Origin of the sequence: Azospirillum sp. TSH100 (assembly GCF_004923295.1) — a bacterium.
Classification (GTDB): domain Bacteria; phylum Pseudomonadota; class Alphaproteobacteria; order Azospirillales; family Azospirillaceae; genus Azospirillum.
In genome coordinates, this window is record NZ_CP039635.1 from 861571 (window position 1) to 885282 (window position 23712).

The following is a 23712-nucleotide window of genomic DNA, read 5'->3' on the forward strand; positions in this document are numbered from 1 at the left end:
CATGCCGATGTCGAATTACCTACGCAACAAGGTGCTGGACCACGTCAACGGTAAGACCGCCTTCACCATGCCGACCACCGTCTATGTGGCCGCGCTGACGTCACCTTCGACCGTTTCCGGTCCCGGCACCGAAGTCAGCACGACCAGCACCGGCTATGCCCGGCAGGCGATCACCGCCACCATGTCGGCCGCATCGGCGGGCACCACCTCCAACGGCGGCACAATCTCCTTTGGGCCGGCGACCGCCGCCTGGGGCACCCTCACCGACTGGGCGATCTTCGACGCGGCGACGGCGGGCAACATGCTGTGGTTCGGCTCCCTCTCCGCCAGCAAGACCATCGCATCGGCCGACTATTTCCAGTACGCCGCCGGTCAGCTCCAGCTGTCGCTGAGCTGATCCAGCCATGCTGGGCTTTGGCCCCATCGCCGATACGCCGCTGGCGACAGCCGGGGGCGGCAACGTCTATTCGGCGTCGGCGACCGGCTCGGCAACCTCATCGGATGTGGCTGCGGCGGGCCTTGTCGCGTCCACCTCTGGAGCGACGGCAGGGGCCGGCATGTCGTCTGCGGTCGCTGTCCGGGCCGCTGGGGGTGCTGGTGCCGCCAGCGGAGCGGGGGCTGCCGTCGGGGCCGCAAACCTCACTGCCGCCGGCAGCGCGACCGCCACCGCCACCGCCGTCGGTGCAGCAGCGCCGCGGCTGATCGCCCAGCCTGCGGCAACGGCATCGGCGGCAGCTGCCTTCATCGCCGCTCCGGCTATTGTGGCCGCGGCGGCCGGCGGCGCCAGCGGGGCCTCGTCCAGCTCGGCAACGGCCGGCCGTGGGCATCCTGCTGCCGGTGCTGCCGCATCGTCCAGCACGGCATCGGCGGTGCCGGGCCTGGTTGCCGGTGGCACCGGGACCGCCGCCGCCGCAAGTTCTGTCTCGTCGGCTGCAAATCTGGTGGCAGGCGGGCAGGCAGTCACGGCGGCGGCCGCTGTGTCCGTCGGCAGTCCGTCGCGCATCGCCGTGATGGCCGGCACCGCCGCTGCGGCCTCCTCCGCCTTGGCCGGCAGCGGCCTGGTGGCCTCCGGCACCGCGGTGGCGATCGGCAGCAGCACCGTCACCGCCGTAGGGCGGATGACCGCTGCCGGTGTGGGTGGTGCCTTTGGCACCGGCACCGGGATGGCCCGGCCTGCGCTGCTGGCCAGCGGATCGGCTGCCGCTGTGGCGGCAGCCGGTGGGACCGGCGCCGCTGCAATCCGCGCCGCCGGGGTGGCGAGTGCTGCCGGGCTATCGACCAGTTCGGCCGGCGCCACTGCCCTTCGCAGCGGCGCCGGGGCAGCGGCGGCGGCCTCCGCGGCGATCGCCGTACCGCGCCAAATCCACTCGGCATCGGCATCGGCCGGGGCGGCCTCTGTCGCCTACGGCTTTGGCGAGCTGCCGATTGAGCGGCTGACCGCCGGCCGGACCCGGCTGGTCTACACCATCGAAATGACCATGCGTCAGATCCCGAGGTAGCGCCATGCTTGGTCAGTCCATCAGCGAGGCGCCTCTGGCCAGCACAGCCGAGGCGCCAGCGTCTTCGGCTGTGCTGTCGCTCTATGCCGCGACCGAGGATTTCGAGACCGGCTTCGGCGAAACGCCGGAGAACGTGATCATGCCGGGCACCCTGCTGTCCCCGCTGCGGGTGGAGCGGTCGCTGCTGTCCGATCTGCTGGGCGGCACCGTTGCCGTCTCCTATGGCGAGGCCGAGCTGGTCAATGTCGATCGGACCTATGACGACCTGGTGCACGACTTCGACGTGGCCGGCCGGCCCGTCACCATCCGCGTTGGCGCGGCGGGTGGGCGCTTCAGCGACTTCGTGACGCTGTTCGATGGCACCGCCTCCGGCTGGTACGCCACGGACGAGCGCCTGATCGTCCAGCTTCGCGGTTGGGAGTTCCTGCTGGAGGTGGCTTTCGAGAGCCGGACCTTCTCCGGCGCGGGCGGGCTGGACGGCACCAGCGACCTGGAGGGCAAGCGGCTGCCGGTGGCGCTGGGCTGGGCGAACAACGTCACGCCGGCTTTCGTCATCCCGGCCGAGCTGCTGTTCATGGTCCATGGCGGCCGGGTCAGCGATATCCCCGCCGTCTATGTCCGGGGTGCCGCCCTGACCAGGGGGCCGGACTATCCCACCGCTGCCGCTCTGCGCGTGGCAGCGGTCCCCGAAAACAGCTTCATCACCTGTGTGGCGGAGGGCCTGTTCCGTGTCGAGTACCTGAACGACAGCGAAAAGGGTGCCGTCACCTGCGACGTGAAGGGGGCCGTGGTCGGTGGTGTCTTCCTTCAGACCACGGCGCAGATCATCGGGCATGTGCTGCTGGACCGGGCGGCGGTGCCGGCGGAGCGCGTCGCCGATCTGTCGACCGCTCCGTGGCAGCTCCACAAGCCGATCGGCTTCTATGCCGGCCCGGAGGACACCTCCACCTGTGCCGACATGGTGGCGCTGCTGCTGCGCGGCTGTGTCGGCTGGGGCGGCTTCAGCCGGCGCGGCGTGTTCGCACTCGGCTCCTTCCGCCTGCCCACCGGTCCGGTGGTGGCGAGCTATGAGGAAGCGGACATCGTCACCGCCACCGCGCTGGAGCTGCCCAGCGAGGTGACGCCGCCGCCCTGGCGCTGGAGGGTGGGCTATGACCGGAACTGGACGCCGCAGTCCTCCGACATCGCAGGTGTGGTGACGGAGGAGCGCAAGAAGTGGCTGAAGGAAGAGCGGCGGCTCGCTGAATACACCAACGACACCACCAGGGCCTTCTATCAGAAACCCAGCGACCCCGCGCCGATCGACGGCTACTTCCGCGACCGTGAGGACGCCCGGCAGCTTGCGGCGGAGCTGGAAGCCATGTGGCAGACCCCGCGTGGCCTTTACCGGATCACGGTTGGCACGCAGGCCTTTGCCCGCGACCTGGGCGAGGTGGTGAGCATCGACTATCCCCGCTGGCGCCTGAAGGGCGGGGCCTTGGCCGTCATCGCCGCCCTGTCCGAAGACGCCGAAGACGCCCGATCCGAAATCACCGTCCTGGTGGCCTGACATGAACACCGTCTTCAAGATCGGCTACATCAACCACGCCGACACCGCCGTGCTGGCCGCAAGCGCACAGGTCGGCACCAAGCCCGTGACCCTGTTGACCGATCCGCACCCGGCGCGCCGCTGGTCAGCCGGGCTGACGACGTCGGCCTGGATCAACATGGCCTGGACGGACCCGCGGACCATCGACTGCGTCATGCTGGCCGGCAGCAGCCATTCCGCTGCCGGCCGCTGTCGGGTGACGGCGTCGGACACCTCCGGCGGTTCTGACCTTTACGACAGCGGCGATGTGCCGGCGCGGGTGGACCCCCGCTTCGGCTATCTGATCCATGTCTTGCCGGCGCCGGTCACCACCCGGTCTCTGCGCCTCTCCCTGTCGGATCCGACAGTGCCGGAGCTGCGCGGCGGCCGGCTGTTCGCTGGACCCCTATGGACGCCGGAGCGCTCGCCATCCTTCGGCTATGACTTCGGCCGGGCGCCGCTGAGCACGCAGACCATTGGCCGCGCCGGTCAGACCTTCATCGACCGCCGCGGCAACCCGCGGGCAACCTCCTTCACCTTGGGGTTGGTGACGCTGGAGGAGGAGCGCACGCATCTGCGCGAGATGCAGCGGCTGTGCGCCAACAGCGACGACATGCTGGTGATCTTCGACGCCAGCGATCCCAACCCCGGCGACGTGTCGATCTGGGGCATTGCCAAGGATCTTCAGCGTCCCCGCCGCGAGCTTGCCCGCCACCATTCCAACGCCTTCGCCATCACGGAGAGACTGTAATGCCCCTTGTGAAAGACAGGGTCAAACAGACCAGCACGACCACCGGCACCGGGGCGGTTGCCCTGTCCGGCACGGTGTCCGGTTTCCAGACCTTCGCCCAAGCCTTCAGCAGCGGTTCGTCCGTCTATTACTGCATTGCCGATGGCACGAACTGGGAAACCGGGATCGGCACCTATACGGCGGGATCTCCTGGATCGCTGTCCCGCGACACCATCCTGGACAGCTCCAACAGCGCTGCCGCCGTTTCCTGGGGTGTCGGCACCAAGGATGTGTTCGTCACGATGCCGGCAGCGGCGATCGCCACTGTTGAGGATACCGCCGTCTCCATTGCTGCCGCCTCGACGGTCAACCTTGGGGCCAGCACGGCGAAGGCCGTGACGATCACCGCAGGCACCGGGCCGATTACGGCTTGGGGCACGGTTGCGGCCGGCGCGCACCGGGACATCACCTTCGCCACCAGCGTATCGCTGACCTACCACTCGACCAACGCCATCCTGGTGGGCGGTGGCAACATCGTCACCCAGCCCGGCGACACCTGCCGCCTGGAAAGCCTGGGCGGCGGAAAATGGCGCATGCTGAGTTACCAGCGCGCCAACGGCCAGGCGCTCGGCACCGGAACCTCTGCACAGGCCCTGAGCCTGACGGACCGGGCCACCGGCATCGGCATCAGCAACAATGCGCTGACGGCGACCGACTCGTCGGGCGCCCTGTTGTCCGGGCGGGCCGCCACGGCGATGACGACCCCGGTCTATTGGGAAGTGGCCGTCGATGTCCTCACCACCAACGTGTCGCTCGGCATCGCGACGTCCTCTGTGCCGCTGACCGACTACATCAGCAACAACGCGGGTGGCTACGCCTACGGTATCAATGGAAACAAGGCGAACAACGGCAGCGGATTCTCCTTCGGTGCGACCTGGGGGGCCGGGGACCGTCTCTGCTTCGCCTACAATCCCACGACCACCAAGGTATGGGCGGGCAAGGTGATTTCCGGCGCGGCGGTGTGGGGCGGCAGCGGTGATCCTGCCTCCGACATCAACCCGATGTTCACGACCACCGGCACGCTTTACCCGGCTTACACGCTCAACGGCACTGGCTCGGCCGTGACCTTCGCCTTCTCCCGCGCCCAGATGCTTGCCGCCCCGCCGGCCGGCTTCTCGACCTTTGCATAAGGAGCGGATGCCATGGACATTCTCAACATGGTCGAAACCTTCGACGCCGCCACCCACCGCATGGCGGAAACCTTTACCGACACACTGGAGCCGGAGCGGAACCGCATCGTCCGCCGCTGGCATGTGGAAGCGATTCCCCTGAGCGAAGTGAAGGCGGTTCGCAAGGCCGCTGCCACTGCCAAGCGGTATGAGGTGGAGACCGGCGGCATCCTGATGGCCGGTACGATCGTCCGCACGGATCGGGAAAGCCAAGGGCTCATCAACGGTGCCTATGGCCTCGCCCGCGACATGCTGGCGGGCGGTGTTCCCGCCGCGCCCATCGACTTCAAGGGTGCCGGCGGGTGGGCAGAAATCCCGCCGTCCGTCATGGTGGACATCGGCCGGGCGGTGGGTTTGCATGTGCAGGCGTGCTTTCGCGCCGAACGGCAGCTTCACGAAGCGATCGACGCGGCGGAGGATGCGGCGGCTGTGCTGGCCGTGGACATCGCTGAAGGCTGGCCGGGATGATCGGCCGCTATCTGCTGAACGTCCTGATCGCCATCGACCAGCTCCTCAACGCGCTGTGTGGCGGTTGCCCGGACGAGACGATCAGCAGCCGGCTGGGCAAGATGGCGCGCGGCGACTATGGGCCGCTCTGGCGCCGGGCCACCGCTCCGCTGCGGTGGCTGGTGGACGCCGTGTTCCGTACCGCCTTCCGCCAACCCCGGCACTGCGCCACCAGCATCGAGGCGGACGAAGGCGCAGGCGACCTGCTGCGCTGATCGCCGCGACAACACTCCAACCCCTGACCTTTCCCGGCCGCCGCGAGCGGCCTTTTTCATGCCCGGAGGATCCCATGCGCACCATCCCGCAAGCTGCTGTTGACTTGGTGAAAGAGGCCGAAGGCCTGCGCCTGACCGCCTACCCGGATCCCGCCACCGGCGGTGCTCCCTGGACGATCGGCTACGGCCACACCGGTCCGGATGTCCGGCCGGGCCTGCGCATCACCGAGGCGCAGGCCGAGCAGCTGTTGCAGGCCGATCTGGACGCCGCCGCGGCGGTGGTCGACCGCGCCGTCACCGTGGACCTGAGCGACAACCAGCGCGGGGCGCTGATGGCTTTCGTCATGAACGTCGGCGCCGGCCGGAAGGCGAAGGGGAAGGACGCTGGCAAAGACGGGTTCGTCACCCTGAAGACCGGGCAGCCGTCCACCCTGCTGCGCAAGCTGAACGTTGGTGACGCCGCTGGTGCCGCGGCCGAGTTCGCCAAATGGACACGCGGCGCCGGCAAGATGATGCCCGGCCTGGTCAAGCGCCGGGCGGCCGAGGCGGCGCTGTTCCTGTCGGGCGAGGTTCATCCGGTGAGCCGGGTTGCCGAGCCGGCGCCGACCATGAAGCCGATGGCCAAGTCGGTCAGCGCCGTCAGCGGCGGCGGTGCGCTCGGCCTCGCTGGTGTCGCCGCTCTTCTGGACCAGGCGCGCGATGTGTCGGCGGCGCTCAAGGAGCTGCTGGAGGTGCTGCCGTCGGGGGCGCTGGGCTGGGCGGTGGCCACTCTGCTGGGAGCGGCAGTGGCGGTGATGCTGTATCGCCGCTGGGAAGACCAGCGTGAGTCGGCCTGATGCTGGCCTTTCTTGCCACGGGCTGGGGTCGAGCGGCTGCCGGTCTGATCCTCGCCAGCCTGGTGCTGGCGGGGATCGTCACCTTCGGCGCGCGTTGAAGGAGTAATGCTTAAATTAATCATCCTACGAACGTGGTCTATACCAATTATAAAGCAACATTTGCGGGAAAATCGAATTTTTCAGCGATTTTGGTGCGATTTCTCGCAGGCACTTTACTAAGTCTTCCCAATATTCACCTATTTCCTGCATGCGATACGAGGCGTCAATGATAGAGAGATTGTCAAGAGTTCTCCAGCTTCTTGCGTCTAAAATTGCATTATCATTGCTGCCTTGTCGTGAATTACTAGATTTATTGTCGTCCGTCTCAGGCTTTTTTTCCGGCAATCCGCCGTTAAATCTGGCAATCGCTCCAATAGCTACAGCAATAGCAGCGCTTCTATTTTCCCAGTACTTTCCCGTGTATCCTTTTATGCTTCCGGTGGCATGAAATGCGAGCAATAAGCGTGACGGAACAGGTGGGTGTGTCCTCTTTTTTGTGGTTTCGAATTTGTCTGAGTCGAGGTGAGGCGACAGTGAAAGTACTGCTACGGCGACTCCAATGAAGAGCATTAGCTGTTCTTGGTCATGTTCTCGAAGAAGTGTTCTCCAGACATGTTCCATTATGCCATTATTGGTATGATTATCACGCAGTTGCTGTGCTTTATCACGCAGCAATGAACGTGTATAAAACATCCCATGTACGTCGGCATCAGTTTCGAAAGCCTGCTTCGAAAGGGCGTCGCCAGAAACTGATCTTTCACTCACAACTCCGGCTAATTCATCTAGAATAACATTCCCCTGACTGTCGGCCTCGTCTTCCGCTAACGCTCCTTGCCTGCAAATTGATCCCAAATGCCCAAGCCCGACGTGTGCCAGTTCATGATGAATGATGAATGTGAAGGCGATGTAGGCAATAAGATTGCCGAAATGCATTAAATAATTTTCAGCAACAGGCAGGTCATCCCATAAGAGTTTGAGGAAGTTAGGGCGCTTGTCCGATGGCTTTAGCGCATCTGGCATGGCTTCCGAAGCTTCGTTACAAATCCCAACAATCTTCGAAACTAACTTTTTGGTGATCAGAATGCCATAACATTTCGGAGAGCGTAAAACCCATGCGCCTACTTCTTCCAAGTCAAGTATTGCAAACTGCAACGGAACTCTTTTATCGTTATCTAGCGCATCATATATACGTGATACTAGCGCCTCTCCGAACTTTTGGTAACCGATTAGTTGACTAGTTATAAGAGCATTGACGCCCATAAACTTCGGGCAATCTTTGCGTCCTGGCCAAAGTTGCTTGTAATTGGAGCGTATCCATTTGATGAGATAGCCTGTATTGGTTGTCGACTCTCCTTCTTTTTTCATCATAGCCATTTTGATCTGTCTTTTGGTGATTGGTCTTTGCAATTCAGCTTCCAATTCTAAATGCTGTTAGCGTATGGATCGGAGAAAATATTGGACTTATCTTATTTGCAGTCTCGGCATGCCAAGCCGAGACTTTGAGCGGCATTGCAACTCCTTGCCAGTTCTGCCATTAAGTGCATCATACATCTGATGCACCAGCAAGTCTTGTTATCCCAAAACCCATTTTGGTGGCTAAAATGTTCTGCAGTCTCAAGAAGCATGTAGCGATTGAATATCACCATACGTGAATAGCGAATATCCTTTGCTCGTATCACATCGCGAAATTGCCTGCATCGCGATGCTCGCAGAGGACGATAATTATCGTCCGCGAAAACGCTGTTCGATGGTTAGCCTTCAAAGTGTCCGCTGATCCGCGCTGACGACGGCTTTCCTGGAAAAAATGCTGACTAAAGTGCGGGCGGCCGGTAAATCACAGCCACCCGCAGGAAAAGACGACCTCTTTCAGTTACTAAGTCTCTGGCATCATTCGAAAACTGCAGATTGTTTCAGCCTGTCATAGCCGCGGTGGGTTAGGTCTGGCAGGTGCCCGACGCCGGAACTAGACGGTTCGGACGGTATTTTGACAGTTGGGGATGCAGGTTCGGGGGTGAAAGTCTGGCCTGGGTTGCTCCCATGCGGGTGGTTGCTCCGTGGGGGCCCGTGTTATCCATGGGACATCGTCAGATCCATGGCAGTTTGCGGGGCTTTCCATGCCGTTTCCCTTCCAGGCGCTCGTCTTCGACCTCGACGGAACGCTGATCGACAGTGCGCCCGACATGACCCGCGTGCTGAACCGCACCCTGACCGAGTTCGGCCGCACCGCCCTGACGGAGGCGCAGGTGCGGACGATGATCGGCGACGGGTCGGCGATGCTGGTGCGCCAGGCCTTCGCCGCGACGGGCGCCCCGTTGGGGGACGAGGCGGTGCAGCCGGTGCTGCGCCATTATCTCGATACCTATTACGACGATGCCGAACCGCCGGTGCTCTATGCCGACGTGGCGGAAACCCTGACGGCGCTGGCGGAGCGTGGGGTGCGGCTGGGGCTGTGCACCAACAAGCCGGAGCGGATCACCCGCAAGCTGCTGGGGATCATGGGGCTGGAGGGGCTGTTCGGCGCGGTGGCCGGCGGCGACACCCTGCCGGTCAAGAAGCCGGACGGCCGTCATCTGACCTGGGTTCTGGAACAGCTGGACGCCAAAGTCGACTCCACCGGCGGGCCGGCACGGGCGGCGATGATCGGCGACAACGGCAACGATGTTAAGGCGGCGCGGTCGGCGGGCGTGCCGGTGGTCGCCATGAGCTACGGCTATCCCCGCATGCCGGTGGAGGAACTGGGCGCCGACCTGATCCTCCACCGCTTCGCCGATCTGCCGGAAGGGCTGACCCGGCTGGCATTCACGTGAGGGACGGCGCCTGACGGACGGCACCGGCCAAGCGTGTCGCGACTGGTCCGTACACGGACGATTGCATACGCGGATACTATCCCTTTGGACAGCGGGGGTATCCCTCAGGACCGGCAGGCCGACGGAGCAAAGCCCCTAAACTGCTATGGTCGATCCGGCCCCGCCGGGCGACGGGACGCCGATCCGGAGGAGGACGCGCCATGATGCAGGACGATGCCCTGACGGCCGGCTCGCTGGCTTTCGCCGCAACTGTCCTGCTGCTGACGCTGGCCGCAGCCGGCAGGCACAACAAGCAATCAAGAACCTGCCGGGTGCGGGTCGGACGGCGGCGGAGGATGCCGCTGTCCGGCCAGCGCGACGGCGGTCGTCAATGGGAAGGACCTCCACCATGGCTTCTCGCATGGCTCGGATCGTTCATATGGGCAAACTGGGCGGCTATGCGGCGCTGCTGGACGGCAAGCTCCTCGAACTGGAAGGCCGCTTCCTTTGGCCGTCGGCATCGGCGGTAGGCGAGGCGGCCCGCCGTGCCGGCATCGTGCCGTCCGACATGATCATCGACACCCGCTCTCCCGGTGGCGTCAAGCCGGTTGGCGCCGTCAGCGCACCGGCTGCGGCGACACCCCGGCCCGGCGGTCTGCCGCTGGCGGCGTGACACCGGTCAGATGGACCACGACGCTGCCGAAGTCGCTGTCCGTCTCCAGCCGCACCGGCAGGGGCGGATAGCCGGCGGCGACCGGTGCCAGCCATAGATTGACCGGCGGCCGGTCCGCCGGGTTGTTCCGCTGCCAGAAGCGTCCGCCCGAAGATGAGCGAGCATAGCCGGCGACCGGTTTGTAGGTCACGCGGCATTGCTGGGCGACGCCAGAGAAGATCGAGTAGCGTGACGGATCGACGATCCGCCGCCCGACCTCGCTGAACACCATGTCATAGCGGCGGCGGCCATCGAACACCGGCAGCGACCGGTCACAACTCTGGCTCGCTCCCACCGCGAACAGCAGATCGAGCACGGCGGTCAGCGGATCCAGCGTGTCGCGCTGCAAGGCTGGGGGCACCGGTTCGCGGTCGTCCGTCTCCGGCGGCGGTGTGACGCTGGTGGAGACGTCGCCCTGCGGCCCATAGGTCAGGGTGACGTTGCGCGGCTCCCCGCGAAGCAGGCTGGTCTGGCGGTGGCTGGTCGGCCGCAGATCATCGCCATGGACATTGCCGTCGCTCTGCGAGTCCGAGCGCCAGTTGAACAGCCGGCCGATGGTGCCGCCGGTCACCGCCGACACCGCGACGCGGTAATGGTCGCCGGCCACGTCCAGCGTGGCGTCGACATCCAGCGCGGTGACGCCCCCGACGAAGACCCGGTAGGTCACCTTCACCGGTTCCGCCGCTGCCACCAGCGTGGACAGCGCAAGGAAGGGCAGGGACAGGCCGGCCGCGGCCACGGCTTGCCGGATGGGGCGGGGGAGGCGGCGGGCAAGGCGGCGGTCAAGGCTGCGGGGGCTGGGCTGGGGCACGGTCCGAGGCTCCTGCGGTCGGCCAATCACTTTCGGATGGGCCATGTCTGGACGGGCGATCTTTTTTTAAGATAGGGATGAATCTGACGCTTGACACCCGGTGGGGAAGGCCGTAGAAACCCGCCCACCGCAGCGGTGGGGCCGACGAAAGACGGTCGCGACGCTCAAGAGTTCGGTATAAGATTTCAGGGTTCGGGCGCGTAGCTCAGCGGGAGAGCATTCGCTTCACACGCGAAGGGTCACAGGTTCAATCCCTGTCGCGCCCACCATCAAAGAAGGCTCTGGACGATGTCCGGGGCCTTTCTTGCTTTCCGGTCCTGTTTCCCCGGCTTCGACCCGACCTCATGGTCTGATGTCGCGGCGTGTGCCGGGCACGAGAGCAACACGAGAAAGATGCGCCATAGGATGCTGATGTGGTCGGTGAATCCGCGGTGGATTGACGCAGATCAGCCCTTTTTGCGCTGCAATAGGCTAGACAGGGCCCATCCCTGTCACCCGTTTCGGAAAGCCAACACAGATGGACGATACCCGTATCGCTTTGCTCTCCCTCGCCCTGCTGGTCGCTGTCCTCGCCGTCATCATCGGTTCGGTGGTTCTCGTTCCGTCCTTCACCGCCCTGCTGGCGACCCTGCTGGCCTGGGCCAACCTGGCCTATCTGGTCGGTATCACCATCAAGCGCTGATCCGAAACCATGGCGAAGGGGGGAGTCGCCCCCCTCCGCTGCGGGTGCCGAACCATGATTTTCGGCAACAGTCTGTCCTGCGGAAAGCTTTTCTGGACAGGAACGGTCCGTCGGGTTATCCAGCGCCCGTTTTCGCCGCGCAAGGACCGACGCCATGACGCCGACCACCGCCCCGACTTCACCCCCGATCGGCAACCAGATCGCCAGCGCGCTGCCGGTTCTGAGGACGGTGGAAGATCTGCGTGTCCAAGTCGCAGCCTGGCGCCGTGAGGGGCTGACCGTCGCGCTGGTGCCGACCATGGGTGCGCTGCATGACGGCCATCTCGGCCTCGTGCGGCACGGGCGTGAACTGGCCGACCGGGTGGTCGCCAGCGTCTTCGTCAATCCGACCCAGTTCGCCCCGCACGAGGATTTCGACCGCTACCCGCGCGATGAGAGCGGCGATGCCGCCAAGCTGGCCTCGGCCGGTTGCCACGCGCTTTATGCGCCGTCCGTTCGCGCCATGTATCCGGAAGGGTTCGCCACCGCCATTTCCGTCGGCGGCCCGGCGGAGGGGCTGTGCGGTGCCTTCCGGCCGCAGATGTTCGGCGGGGTGGCCCTGGTGGTGACGAAGCTGTTCCTCCAAGCGCTGCCCGACGTGGCGGTGTTCGGTGAGAAGGATTACCAGCAGCTGATGGTGATCCGCCGCTTCACCCGCGATCTCGACATTCCCGTCCGCGTCGAAGGCCTGCCGACGGTGCGCGAGGCCGACGGGCTCGCCATGTCGTCGCGCAACGCCTATCTCAGCGCCGACGAGCGCGCCCGTGCCCCCGAACTGAACCGGGCGCTGACCGCGGCGGCCGACGCGCTGGCGCGCGGGGCGGAGGTCGACGGCGCCCTGACCGGGATTCGCGGCCGCATTGCCGAGGCCGGTTTCGGCACCATCGACTATGTCGAATTGCGCGACGCCGAAACGCTGGAGCCGGTGACCGCCGTCACCCGTCCCGCCCGTCTGCTGGCCGCCGCCTGGATGGGCAAGGCCCGGCTGATCGACAATGTGCCCGTGATTCCAGGTGTCTGATTCCGGCCGCCTGATCTCGGCCTGATCTCCGCCGGCTGAGCGGCCGGGAACGAGGGCCGAAAACGCTGGTCAACGCCATTATCGGCATTTGACCGGCATTTGTTGCTCGCCTAGCATTCCATTGTGGGCATGGCCACGACGGGTCTCGTGATCCCCGCGATGGGGGCGGAAAGGCGATCTTGCGGCTCGTTCGTCGCAACCGGCATGGCGAAACGGTTTCCCTGATGCCGCTCCTCCTGACCGGCCTGTTGCTGGTTCTGGCGGCGCTTGGGGCGACCGGCGCCGTGGTGGCCAGCCGCAATCGCGCTCCGGCAGCCCAGTCGCAATTGGGCCCCGACAAGAAATACGCAGCCTTGCCGATGATGACCTTCAGCCTGGGCGGCAACGATGCCCGGATGGTGGATGTCAAGGTTCTGCTGGAGATCGACCCGACGGTGGACGGCAAGGTGGCCGATCCGTATGTGCCCCGCATCTCCGACCGCCTGTCCGACCGCATGCGCCAGATCGATCCGCAACAGCTGACCGGCGCCGATGGGGCGATGCTGATGAAGAGCACGATCGCCGGTGTGCTCGACCGCGAACTGCGCGGCGTGCGGGTGAAGGAAATCCTGCTGGACCGCATGGTGGTCCGGTAACGCCAAAAGGAATGCCGGCCCCGATGCCATCCATCCAGGGGCCGGCTCTTGCGCTCGATCTGCCGGCTTTCAGTCCGCCAGACGGGTGGTCAGGCGCGGGGCGGCGCTGCTGGCCGCCGCGACATAGCGGGCGCGCATCGGCTTCAGGACGAACAGGGCGAGGAAGGCGGCCAGCGCGTTGACGATGGCGACGCTGTAGAAGACGGTCTGCCAGCTGCCGGTCGCTTCCACCATCAGGTTGCCGACGGGGACCAGCAGGGCGGCCACGCCCTTGGCGGTGTAGAGCATGCCGGCGTTGGTGGCGGCGAAGCGCGAGCCGAAGGTATCGCCGCAGCAGGCGGGAAACAGGCTGAAGATCTCGCCCCAGGCGAAGAACACCAGACCGGTCAGGATGACGAAGGCGACCGGATCGGCGCCATAGGCGCTGAGCGCCATCACGCCGACCGCCTCGATGGTGAAGGCGATGAACATGGTGTTTTCGCGCCCGATATGGTCGGACACCCAGCCGAAGAAGGGCCGCGTGATGCCGTTCATCACCCGGTCGATCGACAGGGCGAAGGTCAGCGCCGGCAGGGTCAGGCCCAGGATGCTGACCGGCGCGTCGATCAGCTTCATGTCGGTGGCGATGGGGCCGAGCTGGGCGGTCACCATCAGTCCGCCGGCGGCGACCATGGTGAACATGCCGTACATGATCCAGAAGACCGGGGTGCGCAGCATCTCCTGCGGGGTGTAGTGGCGGCGCTGAGAGGCGGCGGCGCCACGCGCCGGCCCATAGCCATGCTTGGGCGGGTCGGCCATGAAGCAGGCCAGCACCAGGATCACCAGCCCCTGGCCCAGCCCGAAGGTCATGAAGGTGGTCTCGAAGCCGGAGGTCTCGATCATGGTGGCGATCGGCACCACCGTCAGGGCGGAGCCGGCGCCGAAGCCGGCGGCCGTCAGGCCGGCGGCAAGGCCGCGGCGGTCGGGGAACCACTTCAGGGCGTTGCCGACGCAGGTGCCATAGACACCGCCGGCGCCGATGCCGCCGATCACCGCGGCCAGATACAGCAGGGGCAGGGAATCCGCCACCGCGTTCAGCGCCCAGGACAGGGCGCACAGGGCGCCGCCCACCAGCACGACGATGCGCGGGCCGAATTTGTCGACGAACCAGCCCTCCACCGGCACCAGCCAGGTTTCGGTGACGATGAAGATGGTGAAGGCCACCTGGATCGCCGTGCGGCCCCAGCCATGCTTGTCGTCGATCGGCTCGACGAACAGGGTCCAGCCATATTGCAGGTTGGCGATCATCGACATGCAGACGATGCCGAGGACCAACTGCATCCAGCGCCCGCCCCAGGGTGCGACCTGGGCCGTATTGCCGTGCGCGTCACGCACCATGTCCTTCCTCCCCTTTGCACCTGACATGTTCTGTTCGGCGACATGTTTTGTTTGGACTGCCGGACCCTTGGTTTTTGTACGGCCGTGGTCTGCGTTTCTGGTGTCCGGTCCGGAAAAGGCGACGGGATGGGGTTCCCCTAATACCAACTTACGATTGCTGGCATGCCAAATGCCCCATGCCCGCCTCCACGATCGTCAGTTTGGCTGATGATGTCAATACGAACCATCTGCCGGCCCAGCGACAGGCATGCGAAATGTCGATATGAATCCCTTGGGTTTCCGCAGGCTGGAAAAATCCGCATTGGCCGGCTGGCCGCAAGCCTTGTGTCTTGCAATGATATGCGCCGCAAAAAGCGGGTCGAACATAAGGATGCGGTCCCATGCCATTGCCCATGCCGCCGCTTCTGGCCGTCACCGACCGGACACTGGCCGACCGGCCGCTGCCGCAGGTGGCCGAGTGTCTCTTCGCCTGCGGCGTGCGCTGGCTGTCCTTGCGGGACAAGGATTTGCCGGATGCCGAGCGGGTGGAGCTGGCTCGCGCATTGGTGGTGCGGGCAGCCGGTTGGGGCGCCCGCGTCACCTTGCATGGCGACCCGGTGCTTGCGGCGGCGGCCGGGGTGGATGGGGTGCATCTTCCCTCCGGCGGCGATCCGGCGGCGGCACGCGCTCTGCTGGGCAGCAGGGCGCTGATCGGCCTGTCGCTCCACGACTCGGACGGCGCCGAGGCGATGGAGCGGGTGGCCGGGCAGGCCGATTACGTGACGCTTTCGCCGGTTTTCCCGTCAGCCAGCAAGCCGGGCTACGGACCCTGCCTGGGTGTTGCCGGGCTGCGGCGGTGGGTGGAGATGGGAAGGAGCAGGGGGGTGCCGGTCATCGGGCTGGGCGGCGTCGATCAGGTGGACGCGGTGGCGGAATGCCATGCCGCCGGGGCTGCCGGCATTGCTGTGATGGGGCTGGCGATGCGGGACGCGCAAGCGCTGGCGCCGCTGCTGGCCGTCCTAGCGCCTGCCGCGGCCGCGACACCGTCCCGGGCCTGACCTCAGGCGCGCTTCACGCCTGTCCCCCTGGACATTTCAACGCCTTGCATGCATCTGGTATGTAGGATACGAAAACGCTGATGGTCCCGAACCGGGACCCGGCCGGGTGCGCCGCAACGTCCGGCGATAAACGTCCGGCGAGACATGAGGACATCGACTCCATGACCGTTCCCGCTCTGAACGTCCAGCCGCTCGACACCGGAACCACCTTCCGCAGTCAGGTCTATCACGCGCTGAAGCAGGCGATCACGGAGATGGACATCTATGACCATGACCGCGAGATCCGGCTGGACGAACGGCAGCTCAGCGACAAGCTCGGCGTCAGCCGCACCCCGATCCGCGAGGCGTTGACCCTGCTGGAGCAGGAGGGCTTCATCCGCCTGCAACCGCGCCGCGGCATCTTCGTCGTCCGCAAGACCAAGACCGAGATCATCGAGATGATCCAGGTCTGGGCCGCGCTGGAAAGCATGGCCGCCCGCATGGCCGCCGAACACGCTCCGGCCGCGGAGATCCACAAGCTTTGGGACCTGTTCGGCAACTTCGAGCAGCGCAGCCCGAAGGACCATGTCAGCGAATATTCCGACGCCAACATCGCCTTCCACAAGAGCATCATCCAGTTGAGCGGCTCGAAGCTGATCCAGGACGTCACCGACAACCTGTTCATCCACATGCGGGCGATCCGCAAGCTGACCATCGGCCAGGAGGACCGGGCCGAACGGTCCATCCACGACCACCGCGCCATCATCAAGGCCCTGGAGGACCGCGACGCCAACCTCGCCGAGCGGCTGGTGCGCGAGCACACCATGGGCCTGGCCGCGCATGTGGAGAAGCATTGCGACTTCCTGGAGTGAGCAGGCGGTCAGGGCGGCCTTGCGCCACCCTGATCTTGCCGGACCTCAGGCCGTCACCGTCTCACTCTGCGCCGCTTCCGCACGCGGCGCATCGTCGCCGTCGATGGTCACCACCCTGAGCGCGTTGGTCTTGCCCGGCGTTCCGAACGGCACGCCTGCGGTGACGACCAGCGCCTGACCCGACCGGCCGATGCCGGCATCCGCCGCCGCACTCAGCGCCCGCCCGACCATCTCCGAGAAATTCGCCACGTCGTCGGTCAGCACGGCATGGACGCCCCAGGCAAGCGACAGCCGCCGCGCCGTCGCCTCGTTCGCGCTGAGGCCCAGGATCGGCACGCTCGGCCGCTCGCGCGAGGCGCGCAGCGTGGTCGATCCGGTGGTGGTGTAGGTGACGATGGCGGCGGCGCTGATCGTCTCCGCCACCTGTCTTGCGGCGGCGGTCAGCGCGTCGGGGGCGGTCGCCTCCGGGCTGGGATGGTCGGCGTCCATGATGCGGCGGTAGAGCGGGTCGCTCTCAACCCGGCGGACGATGCGGTCCATCATCGCCACCGCTTCCACCGGATAGCGGCCGGAGGCGGATTCGGCGCTGAGCATCACCGCGTCGGCCCCGTCATAGACGGCATTGGCGACGTCCGACGCCTCGGCGCGGGTCGGGGTCGGTTCCGACACCATCGATTCCAGCATCTGCGTGGCGACGATCACCGGCTTGCCCATGGCGCGGCTCAGCCGGATCATCTTCTTCTGCAGGCCCGGCACATCCTCCGGCGGGAGTTCCACGCCCAGGTCGCCGCGCGCCACCATCACCGCGTCGGACAGTTCGATGATGCGGTCGAGCGTCGGCAGGGCGGCGGGCTTCTCGATCTTGGTCATCACATGGGCGCGGTTGCCGATCAGCTCGCGCGCCTCCAGGATGTCCTCCGGCCGCTGGACGAAGCTGAGGCCGATCCAATCCACCCCAAGCTCAAGCCCGAAGGCCAGGTCGCTGCGGTCCTTCTCCGACAGGGCGCTCAGCGCCAGCGCCGCACCCGGCACATTGACGCCCTTGCGGTCGGACAGCATGCCGCCGGCCAGCACCTCGGTCTCCGCGAAGTCGGGGCCGCATTCCAGGACGCGCAGGCGGATGCGCCCGTCGTTCAGCAGCAGGTCCAGACCGGGCTCCAGGCTGGCGAACACCTCCGCATGGGGCAGGCAGACGCGGCGGCTGTCACCCGGCCGGCGGTCGAGATCCAGACGGAAGCGGTCGCCGATGGAAAGCTCCACCGGTCCGAAACCAAAGGTGCCGACCCGCAGCTTCGGCCCCTGGAGGTCGAGAAGAACGCCGATCGGCCGGCCCACGGTCTTCTCGGCGGCGCGGATACGGGCGTATCGCTCGGCATGTTCGGCCTGGGTGCCGTGGCTGGCGTTCAGGCGGAAGACATTCACCCCGGCCCGGGCCAGGGCCGTGATCTGGCTTTCCGACGAGCTGGCGGGGCCCAGCGTGGCGACGATTTTTGTGCTGCGGTGAAACGGCATGACGACAGCCTTCCTCCGCCCGGCCCTTCGCAAAAAAAGGGGCGGGACTGGCGAACGATGATGAGTTGAGGGTCGGTGTTGGCCCGATGCTGGAAGTCCTAGGCCGGATGGTCAAACGGCGCCCGTCCCTTATTCCGCATCGTGAGAGTGGTTCTTTCCCTCGCACATGGACAGCCGTCCACCCTCTCGGCGACACTCGGACATGCCCGAGACCATACCTGAAAGCCCTGTTCAGCCCCGTCCCGCCGCCACGCTGATCCTGCTGCGCGACGGTCCGGAAGGGCTGGAACTGCTGGTGATGGAACGCCACGCCGGCCTGCGCTTCGCCCCCGGCGCCACCGTCTTTCCCGGCGGCCGGCTGGAGGAGGCGGATCATGACCCGCACTGGCGCAACCGCTGGCCGGAGGGCGACCCGCCGGCCGATCTCGCGCATCGCGTCGCCGCAGTGCGCGAGTGTGCGGAGGAGTGCGGCCTGCCGCTGACCCGCGATCCCCTCGCTCCAGCCGCGCTCGACGGGCTGCGCCGCGCGCTGGCAGCGGGGGAGGTCTTCGCCGAGGCCCTGGCGCACACCGGCGCCGTCCCCGCTTTCGACCGGATGGCGGTGCTGGCGCGCTGGGTGACGCCGGAGATGCTGCCCCGCCGTTTCGACACCCTGTTCTTCCTGGCCGCCGCGCCGGACGGTCAGCAGCCGGTCTGCGATGGCGGCGAGGCGGTGGGCGCGCTGTGGGCCAGCCCGCGCCGCCTGCTGGCAGAGGAGGAGGCCGGGCGGCGCCGGCTGGTTTTCGCCACGCGGATGACCCTGCTGCGGCTGGCGGGCTGTGCCGACGTCGCGGCGGCGATGGCCTGCGCCCGAACCGATGGCGGATTCCCGCCGCCGATCCTGCCGCGTCTGGTGGAGACGCCGGCCGGTCCGGTGTTCCGGCTTCCGGCCGGCTGCGGCTTTTTGCCACTGGAGACCTCCGCCGAACATGTTAGGCTCGGGTAAGATTAGGTAAGTCAGACCGGGTTTCCGCGATGTGAAAATTGCGCGATGGTGCTATTGTGCGACGCGGAATGCGCAATCAATCTCCAACCTGACGCTTGGAGCCCGATGACGGGGCCGGAGCGGAGGCGGGAGGATCGCGCAATGGATGTCGGGTTCATCGGGAACGGGGAGATGGCCGATGCGATCATGGAAAGGCTGCGGCAGGCCGGGCACCGGCTGCACCACGACCGCCATGGCGGCAGCGCGTTCCGTGACCGCGCCGGAGCCTGTGACGTCGTGATGATGCTGTTGCCCGATTCCCGCGCGGTCGAGGCCGCCCTGTTTGCCGACTACGGTTCCGGCGACAACGGTTTCGGCGATGGCGGTTTCGCCGCCGCTCTCGCGCCGGGTGCGCTGGTGATCGACCTGTCCTGCATCCCGCCGGCCGAGGCTTCGGCCAATGCCGCGCGGCTTGCCGATCTGGGCGTTCTGCTGGTCGATGCGCCGGTCCCCCCTGGGCCTGCCGTCGCTCCCATCATCACTCTCCGCGGCAGTGACGCGGCCTGCGCGCGGGCCGAACCGCTGCTGCGGCTGTTTACCAATGGCGTTGTCCGCGCCGCGGACAGGAAAAGCGACGATCCGGATGGACTGCACCGGCTGCTGCGTCTGATGGCCTTCGACGGGCCGGCTGAACCCATGTTGAGCGCATCATGAACACCCACACGGCTCCCGACATCGCCCCGATCCGCCTCCCGGCCGCTCCGATCCTGGCGGCCGTAGCGGACGTGATCGTTCCGTTCGGAGCCGGGCTGGTCCATGGCCAGGCCGATGTGGAGCGGCTGGGCAACAAGGGTGCGCGGCTGGTGGAGATGGCCGCGCTGGGCATTCCGGTGCCGCCGGGGTTCGTCATCGCTGCGGAGGCGGGACGTGGGCTGGGTGCTGCGGATGCGCTGCCGGCCGATCTGCTGGAGCGGATCGACGACGCCATCCTGATGCTGGAGCGGCAGGCGGGCGCGCGCTTCGGTGATGCCGACCGGCCGCTTCTGCTCTCCGTCCGTTCGGGGGCTGCGGTGTCGATGCCCGGCATGATGGACAGCATCCTCAATCTCGGACTGAACGACCGCAGCGTCCAGGGGCTGGCGGCGAGTTCGGGCGATGCGCGCTTCGCCTATGACTGCTATCGCCGGCTGGTCCAGTGTTTCGGCTGTGTGGTGATGGGCGTCCCCGGCCACCGGTTCGAGGCGCTGCTGGACGAACACAAGGAGGAGCGGGGGCTCCAGCGCGACGGTGACCTGACCGCGGAGGACTGGCGCCTCCTGCTGCCGCGCTTTCTGCGTCTGGTCGAGACGCGCTGCGGCCGGCCCTTCCCGCAGGATCCGGCCGAGCAGCTGCGTCTGGCGGTGGCGGCGGTCTTCCGCTCCTGGATGAATCCGCGGGCGGTGGCCTTCCGCGCCCTGCACGACGTCCCGGAGGATCTGGGGACGGCGGTGACGGTGCAGGCGATGGTGTTCGGCAACCGCGGGCCGCAGTCCGGTACCGGCGTGCTGTTCACCCGCGATCCTTCCAGCGGCGCCCCCGGCCTGTGCGGCGAGTTCCTGGCCGACGCCCAGGGCGAGGACGTGGTGTCCGGCACCTGCGACCCCGACCCGCTGAGCGCCGATCAGCCCAATCCCGACCGCTCGATGGAGCGCCGCCTGCCGGCGGTCCATGCCGAGCTGTGCGCCGTGGCCGACCGTCTTGAGCGTGCTTTCGGCGACATGCAGGACATCGAATTCACGGTGGACAGCGGACGCCTGTTCATCCTGCAATCGCGCAGCGGAAAGCGCTCCTCCGAAGCGGCGGTCCGCATCGCCGTCGACATGGCGGAGGAAGGGCTGATCAGCCGCGAAGAGGCGGTGCGCCGCGTCGATCCGCAGGCGCTCGACGAACTGCTGCGCCCGACCCTCACGCCGGAGGCCCTTGCCGCCGCCATCGCGACCGGCCTTCCCGCCTCGCCGGGGGCGGCGACCGGCCGTGCCGCCTTCACCACCGAGGAGGCGATGCGGCTGGTCCGCGGCGGAGCGCCGGTGATCCTGTGCCGGCCGGAAACCTCGCCGGAGGACATCCACGGCATGCAGGCCGCCGTCGGCATCGTCACCGCCCGCGGTGGCTTCACCAGCCATGCCGCCACGGTCGCCCGCGGCATGGGACGCCCTTGTGTTTGCGGCGCCCGCGGGTTGCGTATCGAGGTGGACGAGGGGGTGATGCGGGTTGGTGAACTGACCGTCCGCGCCGGCGACCTGCTGACCATCGACGGCAGCAACGGCGCCGTGGTTCTGGGGACGGCTGCCTTGCGGCGGCCGGAACCGGACGGTGCGACGGCCCGCCTGCTGGACTGGGCGCGGCAGTGCGGGGTGGGGCTGGCGGCTGATTGATGAGGGGGAGCGTCGGGGGCGTGCCTTGGGGGGCGTGCCTTGTGCCGCCCCCGCCTTCAAAGCGCTTCTCTCCTCACCCCCGCATCAGCGCCGTCAGGTGCGCCGCGCACCCTTCCGCCAGTCCGGTCGCGTCATAGCCGCCTTCCAGCGCCGACACCACCCGGCCCCCGCAGACGCGGTCGGCAAGCTCGACCAGCTTGCGCGTCACCCACTCGAAATCCTCCGCCGTCAGACCGAGTTGCGCCAGCGGATCGCGCTTGTGCGCATCGAAGCCGGCGGAGATCAGCAGCAGTTCCGGCTGGAACGCCTCCAGCGCCGGCAGAATGACCCGTTCCACCGCCTGGCGGAACTCGACGGAGCCGCTGTAGGGCTCCAGCGGCAGGTTCAGGATGTTGCCGTCGACGCCGCGCTCCCATGAATTGCCGGTGCCGGGATAGAGCGGCGACTGGTGGGTGGAGGCGAAGAACAGGTCGGGATCGTCGGCGAACATCGCCTGGGTGCCGTTGCCGTGATGCACGTCGAAATCGACCACGGCGATGCGGGTCAGCCCATGCACCTCGCGGGCATGCAGGGCGCCGACGGCGACGTTGTTGAAGACGCAGAATCCCATGGCGCGGGCGGGTTCGGCATGGTGGCCGCAGGGGCGCACCGCGCAGAAGGCGTTGGTCGCCTCGCCGGCCAGCACGGCGTCCACCGCGGCGCACACCGACCCGGCCGCGCGCAGGATCGCCCCGCGTGAGCCCGGCGACAACAGCGTGTCGCCGTCCAGCCGCTGATAGCCGTCGGTCGGCACCGCCTCCAAAACGGCCTCGACATAGCTGCGCTCGTGGACACGCGACAGCTGCTCCACATCGGCTTCGGGGGCGGAGCGGCGCTCCAGATCGCGGAACTCCGGCCGGTCGAGCACCTGCCACACCACGGCCAGCCGTTCCGGCGCCTCCGGGTGGCCGGGGCCGGTGTCGTGCGCGAAGCAGTCGTGATGGGTGAAGATCAGGGTGGTCACGGGCGGTCTCTCCCATGGCAAAGGCGCCGCCGGGCAGGATGTGCCGGCGGCGCCGCAGTGGGTGGGGCGGTCGGGTGGGATGGATCAGTGGGCGTAGGTGGCGGCGGTCGGGGGCGGTTCCGCGACGGCGGAGACGGTGCCGTCAAGCTCCTGCAATTGCAGACGGGTGAAGTCGCGCGCGCTGACGACGCCGACCAGATGGCCGTCCTCAAGAACCGGAAGATGGCGGATATGGTGCTGGTCCATCAGCTGCAAGGCCTGCCGGACGCTGTCGGACGGGGCGCAGGTCACCGGCTGGCGCGTCATCAGCTGCGACACCGGCATGGACAGCAGCGAGCCGCCGCGCTCCAGCAGGGCATGGACGATGTCGCGTTCCGACAGGACGCCGGCCAGCGTGTTGCCTTCGGTGCGGCAGACGTCCTTGACCACCAGGGCGCTGATGTTCTCCGCCTTCATCAGGCGGATGGCATCGGCGACCGTTGCGCTGGTCCGCACGGCAACGACGCGGGCTTGCTTGGTGCGCAGGATATGTTCGACCTTCATGGCGTGGCTCCTGATCGGCTGCGGCTGGCGGAAAACCGTCGGTGGGGTGGCCCCATCCACGGGCGACCCTCTATGAATATGGTATGCCAAATACAGTACGCCAATCAAACAATTTCGCAAGCTGGCTTGTCGGAGGCGTCGTGATGCCGTCCCTCATACGATGGTGCAGCGCATCCGGGCCTGCACTGTTAGGGCCATGATACCAAGGCAGCACAGCAAGACTGTTGGTAATGCGGTATGTTTGGTAAGCATGCAAATGAGGCGAGGCATGCGGCATGCGCATGACCGGCATCATGTACCTTGTATACCAAAAAACTTGATGGGGTTGCTGCGCTGCGTCATAACGGAATTGTCACGCCGAAGCCGACCAAACAAAAAAGCACCCCACCGAGACACTGGAGCGATGAACATGTTGGAAATGCTGGTTCTGGCGCTTGTGCTGTCCGTCTTCGGCGGCACCGTCCACTACATCCTGTCGATGCAGGTCGCCAATGCGGGCAAGTCGCAACGCGATTTCTCCTCAGCGCCGCTTCGACTCGCCAACCCGACCGAAGCCGATTTGAAGGAACAGGAAGACGAATTGCCGCCGGGCCCGTCCTGGGCGAGCTTCCCGCGCGCGTTCTGATCCGCGGCTTCTCCGATCCTTCATCGTGAAAAAGACGGCCTCCCGCAGGCCGTCTTTTTTCGTTTCCGCCCCTTTCGG

General features: G+C 66.5%; 25 protein-coding genes and 1 tRNA gene. 20 read left to right on the forward strand and 6 right to left on the reverse strand.

Going from position 1 to position 23712, the window contains the following annotated elements:
- Position 1: 1 nt before the first annotated feature.
- From E6C72_RS16440 to E6C72_RS16475, 8 genes are all read left to right on the forward strand, one after another.
- On the forward strand, positions 2–397 hold the full coding sequence (locus E6C72_RS16440) for a hypothetical protein (RefSeq protein ID WP_109086395.1): 396 nt from the start codon (positions 2–4) through the stop codon (positions 395–397).
- Positions 398–404: 7 nt separating this feature from the next.
- Positions 405–1499 (forward strand): hypothetical protein, encoded by a 1095-nt coding sequence (locus E6C72_RS16445; RefSeq protein WP_136700788.1) that lies wholly within the window; start codon positions 405–407, stop codon positions 1497–1499.
- Positions 1500–1503: 4 nt separating this feature from the next.
- The gene (locus tag E6C72_RS16450) at positions 1504–3048 is read left to right on the forward strand and encodes a hypothetical protein (RefSeq protein ID WP_109086318.1); all 1545 of its coding nucleotides are present in this window, start codon (positions 1504–1506) and stop codon (positions 3046–3048) included.
- Between the two features lies 1 nt (position 3049).
- Positions 3050–3817, forward strand: coding sequence for a hypothetical protein (locus tag E6C72_RS16455; protein WP_109086317.1), 768 nt, complete (start codon positions 3050–3052; stop codon positions 3815–3817).
- Positions 3817–4986 carry an SPRY domain-containing protein gene (locus E6C72_RS16460; protein ID WP_109086316.1) on the forward strand — a complete coding sequence of 390 codons (1170 nt, stop codon included), beginning with the start codon at positions 3817–3819 and terminating at the stop codon, positions 4984–4986. The genes E6C72_RS16455 and E6C72_RS16460 overlap by 1 nt, the downstream gene beginning before the upstream one ends.
- Positions 4987–4998: 12 nt before the next feature.
- Positions 4999–5493, forward strand: a complete 495-nt coding sequence (locus tag E6C72_RS16465; RefSeq protein ID WP_109086315.1) for a DUF4376 domain-containing protein — start codon at positions 4999–5001, stop codon at positions 5491–5493.
- Positions 5490–5747: a hypothetical protein gene (locus tag E6C72_RS16470; protein WP_109086314.1), complete on the forward strand. Its 258-nt coding sequence runs from the start codon at positions 5490–5492 to the stop codon at positions 5745–5747. Before E6C72_RS16465 ends, E6C72_RS16470 begins: the two co-directional genes overlap by 4 nt.
- A gap of 74 nt (positions 5748–5821) precedes the next feature.
- Positions 5822–6583 carry a lysozyme gene (locus E6C72_RS16475; RefSeq protein WP_109086313.1) on the forward strand — a complete coding sequence of 254 codons (762 nt, stop codon included), beginning with the start codon at positions 5822–5824 and terminating at the stop codon, positions 6581–6583.
- Between the two features lie 123 nt (positions 6584–6706).
- Here the strand turns inward: E6C72_RS16475 and E6C72_RS16480 are convergent, their stop codons facing one another.
- Positions 6707–7996 carry a hypothetical protein gene (locus E6C72_RS16480; protein WP_136700789.1) on the reverse strand — a complete coding sequence of 430 codons (1290 nt, stop codon included), beginning with the start codon at positions 7994–7996 and terminating at the stop codon, positions 6707–6709.
- A 740-nt stretch (positions 7997–8736) separates the two neighbouring features.
- Here E6C72_RS16480 and E6C72_RS16485 point away from each other — a divergent pair.
- A complete protein-coding gene (locus tag E6C72_RS16485; RefSeq protein WP_109086312.1) occupies positions 8737–9429 on the forward strand; it encodes an HAD family hydrolase in 693 nt (230 codons plus the stop codon).
- Positions 9430–9829: 400 nt separating this feature from the next.
- On the forward strand, positions 9830–10081 hold the full coding sequence (locus tag E6C72_RS16490; protein ID WP_199228765.1) for a hypothetical protein: 252 nt from the start codon (positions 9830–9832) through the stop codon (positions 10079–10081).
- On the opposite strand, the gene E6C72_RS16495 is transcribed toward E6C72_RS16490, so the two are convergent.
- Positions 10026–10931: a DUF3108 domain-containing protein gene (locus E6C72_RS16495; protein WP_247875762.1), complete on the reverse strand. Its 906-nt coding sequence runs from the start codon at positions 10929–10931 to the stop codon at positions 10026–10028. The two genes, E6C72_RS16490 and E6C72_RS16495, sit on opposite strands and share 56 nt — an antisense overlap.
- Positions 10932–11125: 194 nt before the next feature.
- On the opposite strand from E6C72_RS16495, the gene E6C72_RS16500 reads away from it, so the two are divergent.
- The 4 genes from E6C72_RS16500 to E6C72_RS16515 all read left to right on the forward strand — a co-directional run bounded on the left by E6C72_RS16500 (position 11126) and on the right by E6C72_RS16515 (position 13308).
- Positions 11126–11200, forward strand: a tRNA-Val gene (locus tag E6C72_RS16500).
- Between the two features lie 248 nt (positions 11201–11448).
- Positions 11449–11613, forward strand: coding sequence for a sugar tyrosine-protein kinase (locus E6C72_RS16505; RefSeq protein ID WP_109086310.1), 165 nt, complete (start codon positions 11449–11451; stop codon positions 11611–11613).
- Positions 11614–11767: 154 nt separating this feature from the next.
- Positions 11768–12673 (forward strand): pantoate--beta-alanine ligase, encoded by a 906-nt coding sequence (gene panC / locus E6C72_RS16510; protein WP_109086309.1) that lies wholly within the window; start codon positions 11768–11770, stop codon positions 12671–12673.
- 224 nt (positions 12674–12897) lie between these two features.
- Positions 12898–13308, forward strand: a complete 411-nt coding sequence (locus E6C72_RS16515; protein WP_169055212.1) for a flagellar basal body-associated FliL family protein — start codon at positions 12898–12900, stop codon at positions 13306–13308.
- Positions 13309–13377: 69 nt separating this feature from the next.
- On the opposite strand, the gene oxlT is transcribed toward E6C72_RS16515, so the two are convergent.
- A complete protein-coding gene (oxlT, locus tag E6C72_RS16520; RefSeq protein WP_109086307.1) occupies positions 13378–14685 on the reverse strand; it encodes an oxalate/formate MFS antiporter in 1308 nt (435 codons plus the stop codon).
- Positions 14686–15065: 380 nt separating this feature from the next.
- Between oxlT and E6C72_RS16525 the strand changes: the two genes are divergently transcribed.
- Both E6C72_RS16525 and E6C72_RS16530 read left to right on the forward strand, forming a co-directional pair.
- The gene (locus tag E6C72_RS16525) at positions 15066–15722 is read left to right on the forward strand and encodes a thiamine phosphate synthase (protein WP_109086306.1); all 657 of its coding nucleotides are present in this window, start codon (positions 15066–15068) and stop codon (positions 15720–15722) included.
- Between the two features lie 161 nt (positions 15723–15883).
- Positions 15884–16573, forward strand: a complete 690-nt coding sequence (locus E6C72_RS16530) for a GntR family transcriptional regulator (RefSeq protein WP_109086305.1) — start codon at positions 15884–15886, stop codon at positions 16571–16573.
- 45 nt (positions 16574–16618) lie between these two features.
- Here the strand turns inward: E6C72_RS16530 and pyk are convergent, their stop codons facing one another.
- A complete protein-coding gene (pyk, locus tag E6C72_RS16535) occupies positions 16619–18085 on the reverse strand; it encodes a pyruvate kinase (RefSeq protein ID WP_109086304.1) in 1467 nt (488 codons plus the stop codon).
- 202 nt (positions 18086–18287) lie between these two features.
- Between pyk and E6C72_RS16540 the strand changes: the two genes are divergently transcribed.
- The 3 genes from E6C72_RS16540 to E6C72_RS16550 all read left to right on the forward strand — a co-directional run bounded on the left by E6C72_RS16540 (position 18288) and on the right by E6C72_RS16550 (position 21463).
- Positions 18288–19070, forward strand: coding sequence for an NUDIX domain-containing protein (locus E6C72_RS16540; protein ID WP_158280173.1), 783 nt, complete (start codon positions 18288–18290; stop codon positions 19068–19070).
- Positions 19071–19241: 171 nt separating this feature from the next.
- Complete coding sequence (locus E6C72_RS16545; protein WP_247875761.1) at positions 19242–19763, forward strand: NAD(P)-binding domain-containing protein; 522 nt, start codon at positions 19242–19244, stop codon at positions 19761–19763.
- A complete protein-coding gene (locus E6C72_RS16550; protein WP_247875760.1) occupies positions 19760–21463 on the forward strand; it encodes a pyruvate, phosphate dikinase in 1704 nt (567 codons plus the stop codon). The genes E6C72_RS16545 and E6C72_RS16550 overlap by 4 nt, the downstream gene beginning before the upstream one ends.
- A gap of 73 nt (positions 21464–21536) precedes the next feature.
- Here E6C72_RS16550 and E6C72_RS16555 read toward each other — a convergent pair whose 3' ends face one another.
- Together E6C72_RS16555 and E6C72_RS16560 are read right to left on the reverse strand one after the other, a co-directional pair.
- Positions 21537–22466 carry a histone deacetylase family protein gene (locus E6C72_RS16555; RefSeq protein ID WP_109086301.1) on the reverse strand — a complete coding sequence of 310 codons (930 nt, stop codon included), beginning with the start codon at positions 22464–22466 and terminating at the stop codon, positions 21537–21539.
- A gap of 84 nt (positions 22467–22550) precedes the next feature.
- Positions 22551–23009 carry a CBS domain-containing protein gene (locus E6C72_RS16560; RefSeq protein ID WP_109086300.1) on the reverse strand — a complete coding sequence of 153 codons (459 nt, stop codon included), beginning with the start codon at positions 23007–23009 and terminating at the stop codon, positions 22551–22553.
- A 403-nt stretch (positions 23010–23412) separates the two neighbouring features.
- Here E6C72_RS16560 and E6C72_RS16565 point away from each other — a divergent pair, with 403 nt between their 5' ends.
- A complete protein-coding gene (locus E6C72_RS16565; protein ID WP_109086299.1) occupies positions 23413–23634 on the forward strand; it encodes a hypothetical protein in 222 nt (73 codons plus the stop codon).
- Positions 23635–23712: the final 78 nt, after the last annotated feature.

Coding starts and splice junctions, on each gene's coding strand:
- E6C72_RS16470 (WP_109086314.1), top strand. CDS start 5,490: ATGATCGGCCGCTATCTGCTGAACGTCCTGATCGCCATCGACCAGCTC.
- E6C72_RS16545 (WP_247875761.1), top strand. CDS start 19,242: ATGGCCGATGCGATCATGGAAAGGCTGCGGCAGGCCGGGCACCGGCTG.
- E6C72_RS16540 (WP_158280173.1), top strand. CDS start 18,288: ATGCCCGAGACCATACCTGAAAGCCCTGTTCAGCCCCGTCCCGCCGCC.
- E6C72_RS16475 (WP_109086313.1), top strand. CDS start 5,822: ATGCGCACCATCCCGCAAGCTGCTGTTGACTTGGTGAAAGAGGCCGAA.
- E6C72_RS16455 (WP_109086317.1), top strand. CDS start 3,050: ATGAACACCGTCTTCAAGATCGGCTACATCAACCACGCCGACACCGCC.
- E6C72_RS16450 (WP_109086318.1), top strand. CDS start 1,504: ATGCTTGGTCAGTCCATCAGCGAGGCGCCTCTGGCCAGCACAGCCGAG.
- E6C72_RS16525 (WP_109086306.1), top strand. CDS start 15,066: ATGCCATTGCCCATGCCGCCGCTTCTGGCCGTCACCGACCGGACACTG.
- E6C72_RS16550 (WP_247875760.1), top strand. CDS start 19,760: ATGAACACCCACACGGCTCCCGACATCGCCCCGATCCGCCTCCCGGCC.
- E6C72_RS16490 (WP_199228765.1), top strand. CDS start 9,830: ATGGCTCGGATCGTTCATATGGGCAAACTGGGCGGCTATGCGGCGCTG.
- E6C72_RS16565 (WP_109086299.1), top strand. CDS start 23,413: ATGAACATGTTGGAAATGCTGGTTCTGGCGCTTGTGCTGTCCGTCTTC.
- E6C72_RS16465 (WP_109086315.1), top strand. CDS start 4,999: ATGGACATTCTCAACATGGTCGAAACCTTCGACGCCGCCACCCACCGC.
- panC (WP_109086309.1), top strand. CDS start 11,768: ATGACGCCGACCACCGCCCCGACTTCACCCCCGATCGGCAACCAGATC.
- E6C72_RS16530 (WP_109086305.1), top strand. CDS start 15,884: ATGACCGTTCCCGCTCTGAACGTCCAGCCGCTCGACACCGGAACCACC.
- E6C72_RS16445 (WP_136700788.1), top strand. CDS start 405: ATGCTGGGCTTTGGCCCCATCGCCGATACGCCGCTGGCGACAGCCGGG.
- E6C72_RS16485 (WP_109086312.1), top strand. CDS start 8,737: ATGCCGTTTCCCTTCCAGGCGCTCGTCTTCGACCTCGACGGAACGCTG.
- E6C72_RS16515 (WP_169055212.1), top strand. CDS start 12,898: ATGCCGCTCCTCCTGACCGGCCTGTTGCTGGTTCTGGCGGCGCTTGGG.
- oxlT (WP_109086307.1), bottom strand. CDS start 14,685: ATGGTGCGTGACGCGCACGGCAATACGGCCCAGGTCGCACCCTGGGGC.
- pyk (WP_109086304.1), bottom strand. CDS start 18,085: ATGCCGTTTCACCGCAGCACAAAAATCGTCGCCACGCTGGGCCCCGCC.
- E6C72_RS16560 (WP_109086300.1), bottom strand. CDS start 23,009: ATGAAGGTCGAACATATCCTGCGCACCAAGCAAGCCCGCGTCGTTGCC.
- E6C72_RS16480 (WP_136700789.1), bottom strand. CDS start 7,996: ATGGCTATGATGAAAAAAGAAGGAGAGTCGACAACCAATACAGGCTAT.
- E6C72_RS16440 (WP_109086395.1), top strand. CDS start 2: ATGCCGATGTCGAATTACCTACGCAACAAGGTGCTGGACCACGTCAAC.
- E6C72_RS16505 (WP_109086310.1), top strand. CDS start 11,449: ATGGACGATACCCGTATCGCTTTGCTCTCCCTCGCCCTGCTGGTCGCT.
- E6C72_RS16460 (WP_109086316.1), top strand. CDS start 3,817: ATGCCCCTTGTGAAAGACAGGGTCAAACAGACCAGCACGACCACCGGC.